We start from the raw sequence: 17,284 nt of genomic DNA on the forward strand, positions 1-17,284 counted from the left end.
CTTTCCTTCTTGTTGATAGTGGTTATCATTTAAGTATTATTTTTTCTCAAATGCAAGTGGTTATCATTAAAAGTTTATTTTGGCTGTTTTGCAGGGTGTTTTTTCGACGTATTGACGATTTAGTGGTGATTTCCTTGTGGTATGATGTGTGTAAGTACGGTTGAGGCCTAGTTGTCGGGTTCTTGTTCCACCGTCCGGCACTTTGACATTGGTATAAAATAAACGGGTGAGGAAAACATGAAAAAGACTTTAGTTATCGGTACTGTGGCGATGTCTATTGCATTAAGTGGTTGTGCGACAAATCCTAATAATACCCAGAAAGGTGCCGGAATTGGGGCGGCAATCGGGGCGCTTTTGGGAAAAGCCACAGGGGACAATGACAATAGCCGTCTCGTCTGGGGGGCCGCGGTAGGGGCGTTGGCTGGGGGCGCGATTGGTCGCTATATGGATAATCAAGAGCAGGAGTTTAAAAACGAGTTAGCGGGAACGGGTGTCCAAGTGGTGCGTGAAGGAAATAATCTGCGTTTGATTATGCCAGGGGACATTACATTTGCGACGAATAGTGCCGCTGTTAACCCTAGTATTGATCCAGTATTAAACGGTGTTGCGAAAATTCTGAACCATTACCCCAAAACCGTGTTGTTAATAGAAGGTTATACCGATAATACTGGGCCTGAAGAGTATAACCTGCAGTTGTCCAAGCGACGGGCGCAGTCAGTGAAAAACTTGCTGATTATAGACGGTGTAAATGCTCAGCGTTTAACCGTCATTGGTATGGGAGAGTTCCAACCCAAAGTGCCTAACACGACTGCGGCCAACCGCCAAGAAAATCGTCGAGTGGAGCTAAAAATCCAACCGATTACTCGCTAGTCTATTTGTTGTATTAGTAATATTTAAAAGGGTTTCATTGTGGGTATGAAACCCTTTTTTATGGTGTTTGCGTTGTACCATAACGGCTACATTAAATGCTGACTGCTTAGTATTGCGACACCAATACTCGTACTGAATACTGAGGCAATGGTTGTCAAGACAATCACGTTGGCCGCTAAGGCGGAATTACCCCCCATTGCTCTGACCATTATATAGCCAGCCGACGCCGAAGGTGCGGAAGACATAAGAAAAAGCACACCAAGTTGCATGCCTCGATAGCCAAAAAAATAGCCGCCTAGTGTAATTAATAAGGGGACAATGACCAGTTTTCCTATAGCAGAGAGGAGGGCGGTCGACATGTCTTTTTTTAGTGCACCGAAGTTTAATGAGGCCCCAGCGCATATTAATGCTAAGGGGAGAGTCATTTGTGCAAAATAGCTGCCTGCTTTGTGAAGGGTAGATGGTATATGCAACCCCAAGTAAGACGATAGTAAGGCGGCTACAATCGCGATGATAAGTGGGTTTTTTGCAATACTTTTTAGGGTATATGTGATGCTCTTTTGGGCGTTCATAGAGCGATTTAGACAAATAACCGATAGAATATTAAATAAAATCGTCACACTACCAAGGTAGATGGAGGCGACCGAAAAAACGCTTTCCCCATAAGCATTGACGCAATAAGCCAAGCCAATAATGCCCATGTTTGACCGAAAAGCGCCTTGGATAACCACCCCTCTGTCGGCTTTTGTGGCAATGATTCGGGAGGCAAGGAGTTCCAGTAGGACATAGACGACAATCACTGAACCAACAGCATAAAGTACTAAAGAAAAATCGGTATCTTTAGTGATGTTTGTTCTGGAAATACTGATAAACAGAAGAGCTGGAAGTGTAATATTAAAGACGAGCTTGGAAGAGACATCAACGAAGTTATCATTGATTAAACGTACTCGATAAAGAGCCACTCCTAATACCAAAATTAAAAAAATGGGTATTGTGATAGAGAGTGAAAAGCCCAATATCTCCCAAAAGTTATTCAACGTGGTTCCTTATGGAAGACGAACCTTCCCACTGGAAGGCTCGTCTCGATGATAGTCAAATTAGTCGTTGTTTTCGAAACGATAACCTGCGCCATAAACAGAATGAATGACGTTAAGTTCCGGTGCGACGGCAGAGATTTTTTTGCGTAATTTTTTGATGTGACTATCGATTGTACGGTCACTAACAACGCGGCTGTCCGCATAAATGCTTTTCATGATCAAATCACGACCAAATACACGTCCTGGCTCTTTAATTAGAAGCTGTAGCAACTGGAATTCGACGGTAGTTAGGTCGATCAGCTCGCCTTTGTAAGTAGCCCGAAGACGATCAACGTCTAAGTCAAAGCCGTCAGTACGAGGTGATTCGGTTTGATCTAATTCAACACGACGTAGATTGGCTTTAACACGCGCGACAATTTCGCGAGGGCTGAACGGTTTGCAAACATAATCGTCTGCCCCCATTTCAAGACCAATTAAGCGGTCGATTTCCTCGGCTTTTGCTGTGACCATAATAATAGGAACACCGCTAAACTGACGAACTTGCTTGCAGATTTCAATGCCATCTAAACCAGGTAGCATCAGATCAAGAAGAATAAGGTCTACTTGGTTGTTTTTTACATAGTCAACGGCTTGGTCACCACGGTCAATATGGTGATTCTCATAGCCAGCTTGATCTAAGTAGGCTGCAACTAATTCTGCTAATTTTGGTTCGTCTTCAACAATCAGTATTTTGCTCATAGTATTTGTTATTCCATATTATTAATGTAAAGGAAACTCTATTCTTATGCCTAAGCCGCCTTCAGGGGAGTGATAGGCTTTTATCGTACCCTGATGGGCATTGACAATATTGGTGCAGATGGCCAGACCTAAGCCTTTCCCCCCAGTTGCTCGATTACGTGAATTTTCAACGCGATAAAACTGCTCAAAAATTCGTTGTTTTTCTTCTTCGTTGACACCCGGCGGTGTGTCTTCAAATAGAACAATGGCTAAATTCTTCTCTTCTCGCAAGGTGATCTTAAGTCTTCCTGGCGTATTTGTGTATTTTAATGAGTTATTCATCAAATTAGCAAAGAGTTGATGAAGGCGATTTTCATCACCATTAATTAATATCGGGTGTTTTGTGACAACTTCAAGTTCTAAGTCTAATCCTGCTTCTTTATAAATCAAAGACATGGATTGGGAGGTTTGTTCAAGCGTGTCTGCCAAATCGACCTCTTCCATTTCATAGTTCAAGTTGCCCATGTCATGCATGGATAGCTGGTTTAAATCATCGATTAAGCGAGCTATATGAACAATTTCTTGTTGCAGTGACTCTAGGCTTTCCGGTGAAACTTTAATGATGCCGTCTTGCATGGCTTCTATTTCACCACGCAAAATAGCAACGGGTGTACGCAACTCGTGGGCAGTATCTGCAACCCAGCGTTTACGAGATTCGCGTGTATCCTCCAGTGTCGTTGCTAGGTGGTTAAAGTCGGTGCCTAAATCCGCGAGTTCATCGGTGCCTTGTATTTTAATTCGAGTATCAAATTTTCCTGTCGCTAATTTTCTGGTGGCTTCTCTTATGGTACAGATGGGTCGACTTAACCATTGAGCAAGAGGCCAAGTTAATAAAGCGGCGATAGCGAGAATAAACGCTGAAATTAATAAAAAGGCTTCCCCTTGTTGCTGAACGAAGCGCAGGGTTTGGTCTTGAACAACGGCGCGCATGGATCTAAGGCCGACATAGCCAACAATTTTCTTATTGACGATGACTGCATGGGTTTCGGCTTTATCAAATGGCACATGACCAATCAGATTTTTTTGGTCTTTATCAAATAATAAAAAACGTTGACGATAGTATTGAGATGGATAAATAAGGTCTAGGTTAGGTGTGCTTGGTGGTGGAATCAAGTCTCGCAGATTTTCTAATCGAGTTTGATTCCATTTCTTTTCCATTCGGCTTTCTTGAACGAGAAAGTACCAATCCTTGTAATAAGCGTAGAGGTTTGCCGTGCGATTGGCCATTTGTTCTAGAAAATCACGATCGCGTGTGGTTGCGTAGGACACAAAGCCTTTGTCGAAGCTCCACTGAAAGACTTGCCACATGGAGACAATGACCAAAATATTGCTAAGGACGAAAACGACAAAGAGTTTGTGTCGAATTTTAATTTTTTTGGTGAAGGTCATAATAAAGTATGTTGAATCCTTTGGCTCAGGCAAAAGAACAGCTTTAATCGTCTTCGCATTGAGAACGTCTTTGCATGTCTGCTTTTATAAAAAAGAAAAATTTATAGTCGATTATAAGGCCCGTATGGAAATTATAGCTACTTTTGAGGCGTGTAATAAATGAGGAATAACAAACTTTTATTATTCGTTGTGTTAAATGAGAGATCTGTATTCCCGATTTAATTAAAATCTGTGTCTTTTTTCTTGTGATGCTGTAGAGGATTATTTTTACTCTTCTCCTTTTATATGCAGGATATTGCGATGACGATCTCTCACTTGCTTACATCTCATACTCAAAAAATAGAAAAGTCTTTGGTGCGCGAGTTGCTGCACTATAGCCAACAACCAGACATTTTGTCACTAGCAGGGGGATTGCCTGATGAAAAATACATGCCTGCCTACCCAAGTCTGGATGTGTTAGCGGACAGCCGTCAATATGGGCCGAGTGAAGGGGAAATAAGACTTCGTGAGCAAGTAGTTTCTATTGTTGCGGGTCGTGGTTTGTCGACTGTGGCGGACGATGTCTTGATTACCACCGGATCGCAACAAGGGTTGGATATTATTAGCCGCTTAATATTGGATGGTGATTCGACAATTTTGACTGAGCAGCCGACGTATTTGGCCGCTTGTCAGGTCTTTAGTTTACAGGGGGCGACGATTCAAGATGTTGCTTCTGATGCACAAGGGATGTCATTAGAGGCATTGCGTCAGGCGATTGATGCTTATCATCCCAAAGCCCTGTATTTAATCCCTAATTTTCAAAACCCCGCTGGTCATTGCTATAGCCTGCAGCGTAGACGAGACATAGCAGCCTTGCTGGATGAGAAAGGGATATTGTTGATTGAAGATGACCCTTATCGCGATTTGTGCTACGAGCAGGTTGACTTAACACCGATATGTTCGTTGTTGAAAACGGCGCCTTGGTTGTATTTAGGCAGTTTTTCTAAGGTACTATGGCCAGGTGTGCGTACTGGGTATTCGGTATCGTGCCCGGCTTTTTCGCCGTATTTGGTTAAGGTGAAACAGGCGATTGATCTTCATACGAACCGTCTTGGGCAGGAGATGGTGTCTTATTTCTTGTCTTCCGGTGGGTTTCCTGCTCATTTGGTGACATTGAAAGAGGTTTATAAGCATAAGAGGGATGTGATGGCGCAAGCATTGTCATCGGAGTTAGGCGATTTGGTGACATTTACCCTTCCTGCTGGTGGTATGTTTTTTTGGCTACGTTTACCGGACGGTGTGTCATCGACACTAGTATTGGAGGAGGCCTTGCGAGAAAACGTGCTGGTGCTGCCAGGCGTGCCGTTTTTCCCTACTGAAAGCCCACTAAAGGATTCATTTTTACGATTAAGTTTTGCCCGTGTCTCGCTGGATGATATTAATAAGGCGGTGGCGGTCCTTGCTGGCGTGATTAAGCGACTGCTAACAAAATAGAAGGGTACCTACTCTTTGCTGATTGCTATTCCATAACAGGTTAGGCTGACAGGCTTTTTATCGTCTTTATAATGGTGAAAGAGTTCCTTCTTTTTGGGGGACACGTTAGAATCTTACTTTTAAGAACGAATAGAATAGGAATATGTAATGGGCAGAGCCTTCCAGAACCGCAAAGAGTCCATGGCAAAAACGTCTGATCAAAAAGCCAAGGTTTACAGCAAATATGGCCGTGAGATTTATGTCTGTGCAAAATCCGGCGGTATTGATCCAAATGGCAACTTAGCACTGCGTTCTTTGATTGAGCGCGCGAAAAAAGATCAGGTGCCAACGCACGTTATCGATAAAGCAATTGATAAAGCGAAAGGCGGTGGCGGGGAAGATTTTGATACAGCTCGTTACGAAGGTTTTGGTCCTGGTAACACCATGGTGATCGTTGACTGTTTGTCTGATAATCCCAACCGTACTTTTGGGGATGTCCGCACTTGCTTTAACAAAGTGAAGTGTAAAATTGGCAGTCAAGGTAGTGTGAGTCATATGTTTGATCACAGCGCCATTTTTGTTTTTTCTGGTGACGATGAAGAAGCGGTACTGGAAGCGCTGATGATGGCGGACGTCGATGTTACTGATATTGAGCTAGAAGACGGTAAAGTGACCGTATTTGCTCCTAATACAGACTATAATAAAGCAAAAACAGCACTGACAGAGGTGTTTGGTGAGATTGAGTTTGATGTGGATGAAATTCAGTTTGTCCCTCAAAACACAACGCCGATTGAAGGTGAGGACGTTGAGCAATTTGAGCGCTTCTTAGATTTGCTAAACGATTTGGATGACGTTCAGCGTGTTTACCATAACGCTGAGTTGTAGTTGACAGAGAAACGTTATGATAGCTCTGGCGAGAGGGTCTTTCGTCAGAGTTTTTCTTTTTTAGTAGTCTTAAAGGTAAGTAGAAGGTTGTTTATGTCTGAGCGTCCAACACCGCCAGAGGACTGGGAATGTTGTGAAAGTGAGTGTTCCCCTTGTGTATGGGACACTTATTATGAAGAGCTTAGAGCTTGGAATGCGGAACAGAAAAAGATAAAAGAGAGTCAGAGTTCATCCCACAATGATGAGGGTAAGTGATTGCTATGAGTAGACCAAAACCTCAAGTCAAGTCTCCTTGTGTTAACATTTGCTTATTGAATGAAGAGGATATTTGCGTTGGCTGCTACCGGAGTGGTCGAGAAATTAGTTTATGGGGTGGCATGAATAAAGCGTCCCAGTTGGCGGTTATGAAAAAAGTGCGAGAACGAGAAGCTAAAAGCAAATTAGTGTCTGGCTAATTTGCTTCTGGTGCTGATGGTTTCTTGCTAGCTCTTGCTTGCATCGCGTTGGTTTTTCAGTTCAATCCATTGAGACATATATTGAGTGCTTTTCATTGAGTGATGTCTGAGCATTTTACCGAAAAAATGCTTTTTCCTTAAGTCTTCCTTTTGTTGATATTGCTGTTGGATTTTAGCGATAAGCTTTGGTGCCCATTCTGTTTCCAAATAACGTGCGTTTAAAATCGTCGCGCCGTTTTTTTGCATTAATTCCCAATTGGCTTTGTCTTCGTATAGGGAAGCTGCTGCTTCAACAAATGCGTCAATCGCATCAGTGATGACGCCATTCCATGGCAGTGTCCCATGCATTGCTTCTGCGCCAATGTGTGTGGTAATGCTTGGTGTGCCCATCTGCATCGCTTCGACCAACTTTCCTTTGATGCCCGCACCAAAGCGTAATGGTGCCAAACAGAGTCTTGCTTGTTGCATGACGGCCTGAGCATCTTCTGCCCAGCCTTTTACAAGAAAACCGTCTTTTGCATTATGAAGTTGAGTGGCTTTAGGGGGTGGGTAGGCGCCATATATATGCAGCTCTGCTTGGGGGAGTCGTTTTCTAAGGCGGGGCCAGATTTCTGTTTTTAGCTGTAATACTGCATCCCAGTTCGGTGCATGGCGGAAGTTGCCGATACTGATGAAGTGTTGGCGTGCTTCAAAGCTGGGGAGCGAGCCTGCTTCCTGTGGTGATGGGAGCATAAAGGGTAGGTGAAAAAGGTGTGTTTCTGGTACCTGGAATTCATCGATTAATAGTTTGGTTTCCATTTCTGAAATCATCAAGGTTAGGTCGCAGCGAAGAATGGCGGCGATTTCTCGAACGCCAAGATCGTTATACATGTCTTCTAACTGGAATGGTCGCTTTTGTTTGACGGCTTGGTGTCTGGCGTGGCGAAGAGAATGGAGGTCTTCGGTGTTTAGAATGCGCAAGGCGTTTGGGCAGTATGTTTCAACACGCCAGCCAAATTGTTCTTCCATCATAAAACGATCGTAGATGACTGCGTCGGGAGTGGCATCGAGGATAAACTGGTTGAAGGACTCGTCATTAAGAAGAATCTGCGCAGTCTGAACGCCAATGACCTCTAAATTGGCCATATGTTCAGTTGGTTGTGCGGGACTGGCGAAGGTGACTTGCCAATCTTGTTTGCGAAATGTGCTAAGTAGCTGCATCATGCGGCTACCCGCTGCAGAGGAGTTGGGTTCGGGCCAAACGTAGCCGATGATAAGTAAATGCACCTTGATCTCTTTGATTTTTAAAAGGGTTAAGACTGAGGTTGAATCGTTGAATTTTGATTCAAGGTCAGGACATATTCATTGAGCTATTGTATCATGGTGGGCAAATTTGTCTTGTGTGGTTGATTCTTAGGATTGGCGGATCACAAGGCGTAAGGAAAACATGTCATTGAGAGATTATATATGATCATCAAACCAAAAATTCGCGGATTTATATGTACGACAACTCACCCTGTGGGCTGTGAGCAAAACGTAAGGGATCAGATCGCCTTCACAAAAAGTAAAGGTCAAATTCAGAATGGGCCAAAAAAAGTACTTGTGATTGGGGCGTCTAGCGGTTACGGCTTGTCTTCTCGTATTGCCGCTGCATTTGGTTCTGGTGCTGCGACGATTGGTGTGTTTTTTGAAAAGCCTGGAACAGAAAAGAAAACCGGTACCGCAGGTTGGTATAATGCGGCCGCCTTTGATAAAGCGGCAAAAGAAGAAGGTTTGTACGCAAAAAGTATTAACGGTGATGCTTTTTCAAATGAAGCGCGCGATCAAGTTATTGAGCTGATCAAGCGAGATCTGGGTGAAGTGGATATGGTGGTGTACTCCTTGGCGTCTCCTGTTCGTAAGTTACCAGATACAGGGGAGGTGGTTCGCTCTGTACTTAAGCCTATTGGTCAGCCTTACCGCTCTACTGCGATTGATACCAATAAAGATGTGATTATTGAAGCGGAAATTGAGCCGGCAACGGAAGAAGAAGTCGCAGCGACAACAACGGTTATGGGCGGTCAGGATTGGGAACTTTGGATGTCTGCTCTTAAAGAGGCTGGCGTACTAGCGGAAGGCGTTCGTACCGTTGCTTACTCTTACATCGGTTCTGATATCACTTGGCCAATATATTGGCACGGTGCGCTAGGTAAAGCAAAAGAAGACTTGGACCGTGCGGCGCATGCAATCAATGATCAGCTTGCTGAATTTGAAGGCGGTGCAAACGTGGCTGTACTTAAGTCGGTTGTGACTCAGGCCTCTTCTGCGATTCCTGTGATGCCCCTGTATCTTGCCATGGTATTCAAGGTAATGCGCGAAAAAGGGCTTCACGAAGGTTGTATGGATCAAATCTACCGTATGTTTGCTGAACGTTTGTACAACAATCATAATCCAGCAGAGCTTGTGGATGACAGTAACCGCTTGCGTCTGGATGATTGGGAACTGCGTGAAGACGTTCAGCAGGCTTGTCGTGATCTTTGGCCGCAAATTAACGATGGGAACTTGTTCGCAGAAACGGATTACCAGCTTTATAAAGATGAGTTCTTGAAGTTGTTTGGCTTCGGCGTTGAAGGTGTGGATTATGAGGCAGATGCTGAGCCAGTTGTCGAGTTTGATGTGATCACGCTGTAATTTTACATATTAGTACCGTCGAGTTACGAAAAGGAGGTTGAGCTTTGCTTGGTCTCCTTTTTTAATGGGATGATATATTTTATAGTCTATGTGAGGTTGTCTTTTGGAGTGTCTGAGTGCGTAATTTGGGGTTGTCATGAAAAGCATTGTTTGGGCTGTCTTATTCTTGCCGCTGACGGTTTGGGCGCAAAGGGTGGTCGAGAAGCCTGTCAATATTATTTATGGTAATAAGATTATTCATGCCCAGCATCAAGTTGTGCTCGATTCTCCCAATAAAGTGGATGTTATTCCTGTCGAAAAATCTAAGCCTTCTGTAAAGGAGCCAGATGTTGTGGTGTCTCCAAATGGTTCCTCTTGGGCTTATTTGGAGGAAAATGACGTCGCGGCAAAAGAAAACAAGATATATAACGAGATCAATCGTCGTACAGAAGAGGCGCCTTTTACTGTGTTGTTTACAGGGCATATCCCTGAAGCAATTCAAGAAAAACGGCTGCGTATGATGCCGGAAGTCGGAATTTTTGGTGATCAGTTGAATAAACTAAATGAAGATGAAAAGCAGTCTGTAAAGACTGCCGAAAAGTCTCAAGGTATTAACCCCGATGCGGGAGAGTTTTCGGCCATTTCGCCGGATGATGGAAGTAAGACAATGGGCGGCAAAGCCTCTGCAGATAAAGCTGAAAAACAGCCTGCTTCTACAGATAATGGGTCGACACCCCTCTCGAAAAAAACACAAGAAGAGAAATTGAACCAGTTGATTGGTGGTGGCTAGTAGCCCATTGTATTGAAGGTGGAAGGGTGGTGTTTGCTAAAAAAGAGACGGTGGCGGAAGATGCTGACCGTCTCTTTTTTTTGCCTTTTAGGCTTTTTGTGCCTGTGCGTCTAGGGATTGTCCATTGATATCAAGGCTGTCATTGCCCATCAAATATAAGTAAACAGGCATGATTTCTTCTGGAGTGGGCAATGTTTCAGGGTTTTCAGCTGGGTAGGCGGCGGCGCGCATTTGGGTTCTGGTTGCACCAGGGTTAATGGCGTTCGATCGAATGTTGGAGATGTTGCCTAATTCGTCAGCCAGTAATTGCATCATGGCTTCCGTAGCAAACTTAGAAATTGCGTAAGCGCCCCAGTATGCTCTTGCCTTTCTGCCGACGCTTGACGTGGTAAAAACGATGGAGGCATTGGGTGCTTTTTCCAACAGAGGTAAAAGTGCCTGATTGATAAGAAGTTGACTATGAACATTGACCTTCATAACTTGTTCAAAGGTATTGGCATTGTAAGCGGAAAGAGGGGTGCGCTCACCCAGTAGACTTGCGTTATGGAGTATGCCATCTAGCTGCCCAAACTCGTTTTTAATGGTGTTGGCAAGTTCGGAGTAGTCATGTTCCCCAGCGCCATCCAAGTTAAGAGGTACAATAGCCGCTTCAGGGTAGCCTTTTTCTTTAATGATATCGTAGACCGTATCCAGTTTTTTGGCTGTTCTTCCAAGCAAAATAACGGTGGCGCCGTATTGAGCATAGGTGATTGCTGCTGCCTTGCCAATGCCGTCGCCTGCGCCAGTGACCAAAATCACTTTATCTTTTAATAATTGTTCTGGGGCTTTGTAATCGAACATAGCAACTCCCTCTTTCTTTAACATAATGATTTTATGCGTTTGGCTTTTGAGTATGCATCATGTAATTGACGGATACATCTTTTGTAGTCAGCTTATAGTGTTTGGTAATTGGGTTGTAAGTCATGCCTATCATGTGCTGCACCTCTAAACCTGCTTGTCGGGCATAGTTGTTTAATTCAGAGGGTTGGATGAATTTTGCGTAGTCATGGGTTCCTTTGGGAAGCATGTTGAGAATGTATTCGGCGCCAATAATGGCAAACAGATAGGACTTGGGGTTGCGGTTTATGGTGGAAAAGAATACATCGCCGCCTGGTTTCACTAATGTCATGCAGGCTTTTATAACAGAAGAGGGGTCTGGAACGTGTTCCAACATTTCTAGACAGGTGACAACGTCGTATTGACCAGCTTCGCGCTCTGCTATGTCTTCTGCGGTGATGCGTTCGTAATCAATGTTCAGTTTTGATTCTTTTTTGTGCAGTTCTGCTACAGCAAGAGGGGCTTCTCCCATATCAATGCCTTTTACTTGTGCGCCTAGCTTGGACATGGCTTCAGATAGAATGCCACCACCACATCCAACATCAATGACTTTTTTACCTTTAAGAGGTGCGTGCTCATTAATGTAATTTACTCGTAGTGGGTTGATATCGTGTAAAGGTTTAAATTCGTTCTCGGTATCCCACCATTTACTGGCAAGTGCTTCAAACTTCGCCACTTCAGTTAGGTCGACATTGGCTTTGTGTTCGGTATTGTCTGTCATGTTGGGTTCCAAAATAGAGTTTCATGGATGTTTTTTTAGTCATCTCTACGCGGATGTAAAGCAATAGAGCCTGATATGTTCTTAGTCTGAGCTAAATGTAAATGACTTACGTGTACTTTCATTATAACGACAACCTGTAAGCTGACCAAGGTTAAAAAGTGGAACTATAGAAAGGTAAGGGAGATTTGCTATGGGGTGTGTGCGATATGTGATGGGGATCAATAAAAAAATAAGGGATAGAGGCGGTCTTTTTTACTTGATAAATGATGAACAAAACATGACACCGCAGAGGTCTTATTTAATTCCTTATGGTACAATACTGCGCTTATAAAAAGATATCAGGGCGTCTGTCAGACTCCGAGGCATAAGGATCGGTTGTATCTATGGGTGAATTAGCCAAAGAAATTATTCCCGTCAGTATCGAAAATGAACTAAAGGGTTCCTACCTTGATTATGCAATGAGCGTAATCGTTGGGCGAGCGTTGCCAGATGTGCGTGATGGGCTTAAGCCTGTCCACCGTCGTGTCTTGTTTGCCATGAATGAGCTGAAGAACGATTGGAATAAAGCTTACAAAAAATCGGCACGTATTGTCGGTGATGTCATCGGTAAATACCATCCGCATGGCGATGTGGCGGTGTACGACACGATTGTTCGTATGGCGCAGCCTTTCTCAATGCGTTACACCTTGATTGACGGTCAAGGTAACTTCGGTTCGGTGGATGGTGACAGTGCGGCCGCCATGCGTTACACAGAAATCCGCATGGAGAAAATCTCTCATCATTTATTGATGGATTTAGAGAAAGAAACGGTTGATTTTGTGCCTAACTATGATGGCACTGAGTTTATGCCGTCTGTCTTGCCATCACGTGTCCCCGGTTTGTTGGTCAATGGTTCTGCGGGGATCGCGGTTGGGATGGCAACAAACATTCCACCGCATAATTTAGGTGAAGTGATCGATGGCTGTTTAGCGTTAATTGATAATGCTGATGTGAGCATTGAAGAGTTAATGGAGCACATTCCTGGGCCAGACTTTCCAACGGCTGCGTTTATCAACGGCCGTGCTGGTATTGTTGAAGCTTATAAGACAGGCCGTGGGCGTATTTACATGCGTGCCCGTCACCATATTGAAGACATGGAAAAAGGCAATCGCCAATCGATTGTGTTTACAGAAATTCCTTATCAGCTTAACAAAGCAAAAGTGATTGAGAAAATTGCGGAGCTTGTGAAAGATAAAAAGCTGGAAGGCATCAGCGAGCTGCGTGATGAGTCTGATAAAGAAGGCATGCGCATCGTTGTGGAACTGCGTCGTGGTGAAAACCCCGATGTTGTGGTTAATAATATCTTTACCCAAACTCAGCTTCAGTCAGTGTTTGGTATTAATATGGTGGCCTTGGTCGATGGGCGCCCACAGTTATTGAATCTCAAACAAATTCTTGAATGTTTTGTTAAACACCGTCGTGAAGTGGTGACCCGTCGCACGATTTACGAGCTTCGCAAAGCCCGTGAACGTGGTCATATCCTTGAAGGTCTTGCGGTCGCTTTGGCGAACATTGACCGTGTTATTGAGCTGATTCGTACGTCGCCCACTTCGGCTGAGGCAAAAGAAAAATTGGTGACGGAAGCTTGGCAGCCAGGTGATGTGGTCGCAATGTTGGAGCGCGCCGGATCGGATGCCTGTCGTCCAGATGACTTGGATGAGCGTTATGGTTTTGTGGACGGTATTTATCATCTTTCTCCTGAACAGGCTCAAGCCATTCTTGATCTGCGCTTACATCGTTTGACGGGACTTGAGCATGAGAAGTTGATGGGCGAATACCGCTCTTTGATCGACGTGATTGCCGAGTTGCTGTATATCCTGTCTAACCCTGAGCGCTTGATGGAAGTTATTCGTGAAGAGTTAGAAGACGTTCGAGACAGTTTTGGTGATGTTCGCCGTACTGAGATTTTGACTTCTCGCCAAGATTTGACCATTGCCGATCTGATCGATGAAGCGCCTATGGTTGTCACGATTTCAGATACTGGCTATGCGAAATCTCAACCGTTAGAAGAATATAAAGCCCAGCGTCGTGGTGGTCGTGGTAAGTCGGCGTCTGCGATGAAGGACGAAGATCATATTAGCCATCTGTTGGTAACCAGTAGTCATGATACTGTGATGCTCTTTACTAATTTCGGCAAAGTGTATTGGTTGCGTGTATTCGAAATTCCAGTGGCTAGCCGTAACTCTAAGGGGCGTCCTATCGTAAACCTATTGCCATTGGCAGAGGGTGAGCATATTTCGGCCTTATTGCCGTTAACCGCACCAGAAAAAAGCGACTCTGAAGCGGATGATGAAGAGGCTACCCAAGAGGCAAGCAGCTACATCTTTATGGCAACAGCGAATGGTACGGTTAAGAAAACGGCGATGGAACATTTTGCCCGCCCACGCTCAACAGGGTTGATTGCCTTGAGTTTGGATGAGACGGATGCCTTGGTTGGTGTGGCTCAAACCAGTGGTAACGATGACATTATGTTGGTGTCTAGTTCTGGTAAGACGATCCGCTTCAATGAAGGGGATGTCCGTGCCATGGGGCGTACTGCAGCTGGTGTTCGTGGTATCCGTTTGGCAGAAAGTGCCAAAGTGGTTTCTTTGATCGTTCCTCAACAGGGCACAGCGGTTTTGATGGCCTGTGAGAACGGTTATGGTAAGCGTACTATGATTGATGATTTCCCTGTGTATGGCCGTGGAGGTCAAGGGGTTATTGGTATTCAGGTGTCTGAGCGAAATGGTCCAGTTGTTGGGGCTACTCAGGTCGATGAAACGGATGAAATTATCTTGATTACCGATCAAGGAACTCTGGTTCGTACCCGTGTTTCTGAAGTGTCTTGTCAAGGGCGTAACACGCAAGGTGTGACCTTGATTCGCTTAACCAACGATGAGCATTTAGTAGGTGTGGTTCGTGTGGTTGAGGATGATGAGAGTGATCTGGCTATCGACGATGCGCTTGCGGATGTCGAACCAAAAGATGAAGATGCGCTCGAGGGTGATGGTGAAGAGCCAAAAGCAGGTCTAGACCCTGATGCCCGGGAAGACGGTGCAGAGTAAAAAGCAACGGCGCACTTAGGTGCGTCGTTTTTCTGTTATAAGTCCTGATTTTTTTAGAGGTAATAGGCGGGATGAGTCGAGTATACAATTTTTGTTCTGGTCCAGCAGCGCTTCCTGAAGCGGTTCTTGAAAAAGCACAGTCTGAGTTATTAGATTGGCACGGTGCTGGTGTGTCTGTGATGGAAATGAGTCATCGTAGCTCCGAGTTTAAGTCAATCTTAGCATCGGCTAAAGCGCGTTTGTCGCGTTTGATGAATATTAGCGACGACTATGAAATTTTGTTTGCACAAGGTGGCGCATCGGCGCTATTTGCTCAGATTCCTGCCAACCTTACCCATGGCTTTAACTCCGCTTGCTATCTAGATACAGGGGCTTGGTCGTCGAAGGCTATCAAAGAAGCAAAGAAATACACTAACGTCGTTTTAGCGGGCTCTTCTAAAGAGCAGAGCTATCATACTGTGCCAGACTTCGCGACGCTGAATTTGGATGATAGCGCGGCTTACTTGCACCTTTGTCCTAATGAAACGATTGGTGGTTTAGAGTTTGCGGATTTACCAGACACGTCTTTGCCGATTGTGGCTGATTTATCTTCAACCATTTTGTCTCGCCAAATAGATGTGAGTCGGTACGGTATGATCTACGCAGGCGCGCAGAAAAACGTAGGCCCAGCTGGTGTCGTGATTTGTATTGTTCGTAAAGACTTGCTTGCCCGTAGCTCTGATACATTACCGACCGTTTGGAATTTTGCCACCCTTGCTGCCAATGATTCCATGATTAATACTCCGCCAACGTTTGCCATTTACTTGGCGGATTTGGTGTTTGAATGGTTAGAGGCTCAAGGTGGTGTTGCTGCGATTGAGCAACAAAATATTGCCAAAGCCAATGCATTGTATGCCGCCATTGATGGCAGTGATTTCTACGCTAACCCCATTGATCCACGCTATCGCTCTCGGATGAACGTGCCATTCACATTGGCTGATGAATCTTTGGAGGGGACATTCCTAGAAGAATCTAAAGCAGCAGGTTTACGAACATTAGAGGGCCATCGTTCTGTTGGTGGTATGCGTGCCAGTATCTATAATGCCATGCCGATGGAAGGTGTACAGGCTCTGATTGGTTTTATGCGCGATTTTGAAGGGCGTTACGGTAAATAATAATGTCAGATTCTATTCAAACCATCCCAGATACTCTGCCATTGTTGCGAGACCGTATCGACGCGATAGATTCGCAAATTCAAGCACTGATTAATGAGCGTGCGCGTTGTGCTCAGAAAGTGGCGGAAGTGAAACTTCATGAGCAAGGCGAAGAGTCGGTGGTGTTTTATCGTCCTGAACGCGAGGCGCAAGTATTACGCCGTGTGATGGAACGTAATGAAGGGCCACTTGGTCACGAAGAAATGGCGAAGATCTTTCGCCAAGTTATGTCCTCTTGTTTGGCGCTTGAGAGGCCAATGCGCATTGCGTTTCTCGGACCTGAGGGAACATTTACTCAACAGGCCGCATTAAAGCATTTTGGTGCGTCCATTATTAGCTCTCCCATGGCGGCCATCGATGAGGTGTTTCGCGAGGTAGAGTCTGGGGCGGCGCATTATGGTGTGGTGCCCGTTGAGAATTCCACTGAAGGCGTTGTGAATCATACATTAGACAGTTTTCGTGATACCCACTTAAAAATTTGCGGGGAAGTTGAAGAGCGTATTCATCACCATCTGTTGGTGAGCCCGAATATTGATCCTGCTGATGTGACGCATATTTACTCTCATCAACAGTCATTGGCGCAATGTCGTGCTTGGTTGGATCGATACTGGCCTCATGCTGAGCGTATTGCTGTCTCGTCTAATGCCGAGGCAGCACGCCTTGTCTCGGAAGCGGGAATGTCAGCGAAAGCGATTGCGGCGATTGCAGGTGACATTGCCTGTGAGCTTTATGGATTGGTAAAAGTCTCGGCGAATATAGAAGATCGACCAGATAATACCACGCGCTTTTTGGTGGTAGGTAAGCAGGATGTTGAGCCAAGTGGCTGTGATAAAACGTCCTTACTTATCAGCGCAAAAAATGAACCCGGGGCTTTGTACCATCTGTTGGCCGCTTTTGATCGTAATGGTGTCGACATGACACGGCTTGAGACGCGACCATCTCTTGTGAGTCGCTGGGATTATGTTTTTTATATCGACTTTGTTGGTCACCATCAAGATAAAGCTTGCCAGTCTGTGATTGAGGAATTAAAGGCTAGAGCGTCGGAAGTGAGGGTGCTGGGGTCTTATCCAGTGGCTGTGCTGTGAGCTTGATAATGTGGCGAATGCCGTTAGATATAAAGGTCTTATA

Annotated in this window: 16 protein-coding genes; 10 read left to right on the forward strand and 6 right to left on the reverse strand. The window is 44.8% G+C overall.

Annotated features, from left to right (window positions below; translation table 11 throughout):
• Positions 1–237: 237 nt before the first annotated feature.
• Entirely contained in the window at positions 238–870 is a 633-nt protein-coding gene (locus AC0VYG_RS08560) for a YiaD family glycine zipper/OmpA-like lipoprotein (protein ID WP_475431892.1), read from the forward strand.
• An 86-nt stretch (positions 871–956) separates the two neighbouring features.
• On the opposite strand, the gene AC0VYG_RS08565 is transcribed toward AC0VYG_RS08560, so the two are convergent.
• Genes AC0VYG_RS08565 through AC0VYG_RS08575 form a run of 3 tightly spaced genes read right to left on the reverse strand, consistent with a single transcriptional unit; the run spans position 957 to position 3,992 of the window.
• Positions 957–1,907 carry an AEC family transporter gene (locus AC0VYG_RS08565; RefSeq protein ID WP_475431893.1) on the reverse strand — a complete coding sequence of 317 codons (951 nt, stop codon included), beginning with the start codon at positions 1,905–1,907 and terminating at the stop codon, positions 957–959.
• Positions 1,908–1,967: 60 nt separating this feature from the next.
• Positions 1,968–2,645, reverse strand: a complete 678-nt coding sequence (locus tag AC0VYG_RS08570) for a response regulator (RefSeq protein ID WP_067016176.1) — start codon at positions 2,643–2,645, stop codon at positions 1,968–1,970.
• Positions 2,646–2,666: 21 nt separating this feature from the next.
• Complete coding sequence (locus tag AC0VYG_RS08575; RefSeq protein WP_475449904.1) at positions 2,667–3,992, reverse strand: ATP-binding protein; 1,326 nt, start codon at positions 3,990–3,992, stop codon at positions 2,667–2,669.
• 381 nt (positions 3,993–4,373) lie between these two features.
• Here AC0VYG_RS08575 and AC0VYG_RS08580 point away from each other — a divergent pair, with 381 nt between their 5' ends.
• The 4 genes from AC0VYG_RS08580 (at position 4,374) to AC0VYG_RS08595 (ending at position 6,865) form a co-directional block, all read left to right on the forward strand.
• Positions 4,374–5,546, forward strand: coding sequence for an aminotransferase-like domain-containing protein (locus AC0VYG_RS08580; RefSeq protein ID WP_475431895.1), 1,173 nt, complete (start codon positions 4,374–4,376; stop codon positions 5,544–5,546).
• 147 nt (positions 5,547–5,693) lie between these two features.
• Positions 5,694–6,410, forward strand: coding sequence for a YebC/PmpR family DNA-binding transcriptional regulator (locus tag AC0VYG_RS08585; protein ID WP_475431896.1), 717 nt, complete (start codon positions 5,694–5,696; stop codon positions 6,408–6,410).
• Between the two features lie 93 nt (positions 6,411–6,503).
• Positions 6,504–6,665: an oxidoreductase-like domain-containing protein gene (locus AC0VYG_RS08590; RefSeq protein WP_475431897.1), complete on the forward strand. Its 162-nt coding sequence runs from the start codon at positions 6,504–6,506 to the stop codon at positions 6,663–6,665.
• 5 nt (positions 6,666–6,670) lie between these two features.
• Positions 6,671–6,865, forward strand: coding sequence for a DUF1289 domain-containing protein (locus tag AC0VYG_RS08595; RefSeq protein WP_475431898.1), 195 nt, complete (start codon positions 6,671–6,673; stop codon positions 6,863–6,865).
• A gap of 27 nt (positions 6,866–6,892) precedes the next feature.
• On the opposite strand, the gene AC0VYG_RS08600 is transcribed toward AC0VYG_RS08595, so the two are convergent.
• Positions 6,893–8,131 carry a glycosyltransferase family 4 protein gene (locus AC0VYG_RS08600; RefSeq protein ID WP_475431899.1) on the reverse strand — a complete coding sequence of 413 codons (1,239 nt, stop codon included), beginning with the start codon at positions 8,129–8,131 and terminating at the stop codon, positions 6,893–6,895.
• Between the two features lie 180 nt (positions 8,132–8,311).
• On the opposite strand from AC0VYG_RS08600, the gene fabV reads away from it, so the two are divergent.
• Complete coding sequence (gene fabV, locus AC0VYG_RS08605) at positions 8,312–9,514, forward strand: enoyl-ACP reductase FabV (protein WP_475431900.1); 1,203 nt, start codon at positions 8,312–8,314, stop codon at positions 9,512–9,514.
• Positions 9,515–9,650: 136 nt separating this feature from the next.
• On the forward strand, positions 9,651–10,283 hold the full coding sequence (locus tag AC0VYG_RS08610) for a hypothetical protein (RefSeq protein WP_475431901.1): 633 nt from the start codon (positions 9,651–9,653) through the stop codon (positions 10,281–10,283).
• Between the two features lie 87 nt (positions 10,284–10,370).
• Here AC0VYG_RS08610 and AC0VYG_RS08615 read toward each other — a convergent pair whose 3' ends face one another.
• Together AC0VYG_RS08615 and ubiG are read right to left on the reverse strand one after the other, a co-directional pair.
• Positions 10,371–11,123, reverse strand: coding sequence for a YciK family oxidoreductase (locus AC0VYG_RS08615; protein ID WP_475431902.1), 753 nt, complete (start codon positions 11,121–11,123; stop codon positions 10,371–10,373).
• Between the two features lie 31 nt (positions 11,124–11,154).
• Positions 11,155–11,880 (reverse strand): bifunctional 2-polyprenyl-6-hydroxyphenol methylase/3-demethylubiquinol 3-O-methyltransferase UbiG, encoded by a 726-nt coding sequence (ubiG, locus tag AC0VYG_RS08620; RefSeq protein WP_475431903.1) that lies wholly within the window; start codon positions 11,878–11,880, stop codon positions 11,155–11,157.
• Positions 11,881–12,263: 383 nt separating this feature from the next.
• On the opposite strand from ubiG, the gene gyrA reads away from it, so the two are divergent.
• The 3 genes from gyrA (at position 12,264) to pheA (ending at position 17,241) form a co-directional block, all read left to right on the forward strand.
• On the forward strand, positions 12,264–14,963 hold the full coding sequence (gyrA, locus tag AC0VYG_RS08625; protein WP_475431904.1) for a DNA gyrase subunit A: 2,700 nt from the start codon (positions 12,264–12,266) through the stop codon (positions 14,961–14,963).
• Positions 14,964–15,034: 71 nt separating this feature from the next.
• A complete protein-coding gene (serC, locus tag AC0VYG_RS08630) occupies positions 15,035–16,117 on the forward strand; it encodes a 3-phosphoserine/phosphohydroxythreonine transaminase (protein WP_475431905.1) in 1,083 nt (360 codons plus the stop codon).
• A 2-nt stretch (positions 16,118–16,119) separates the two neighbouring features.
• On the forward strand, positions 16,120–17,241 hold the full coding sequence (gene pheA, locus AC0VYG_RS08635; RefSeq protein WP_475431906.1) for a prephenate dehydratase: 1,122 nt from the start codon (positions 16,120–16,122) through the stop codon (positions 17,239–17,241).
• Positions 17,242–17,284 lie beyond the last annotated feature (43 nt).

This window comes from Marinomonas sp. 63XJN7_7_ISO-PGPR-S23-202 (assembly GCF_056173505.1).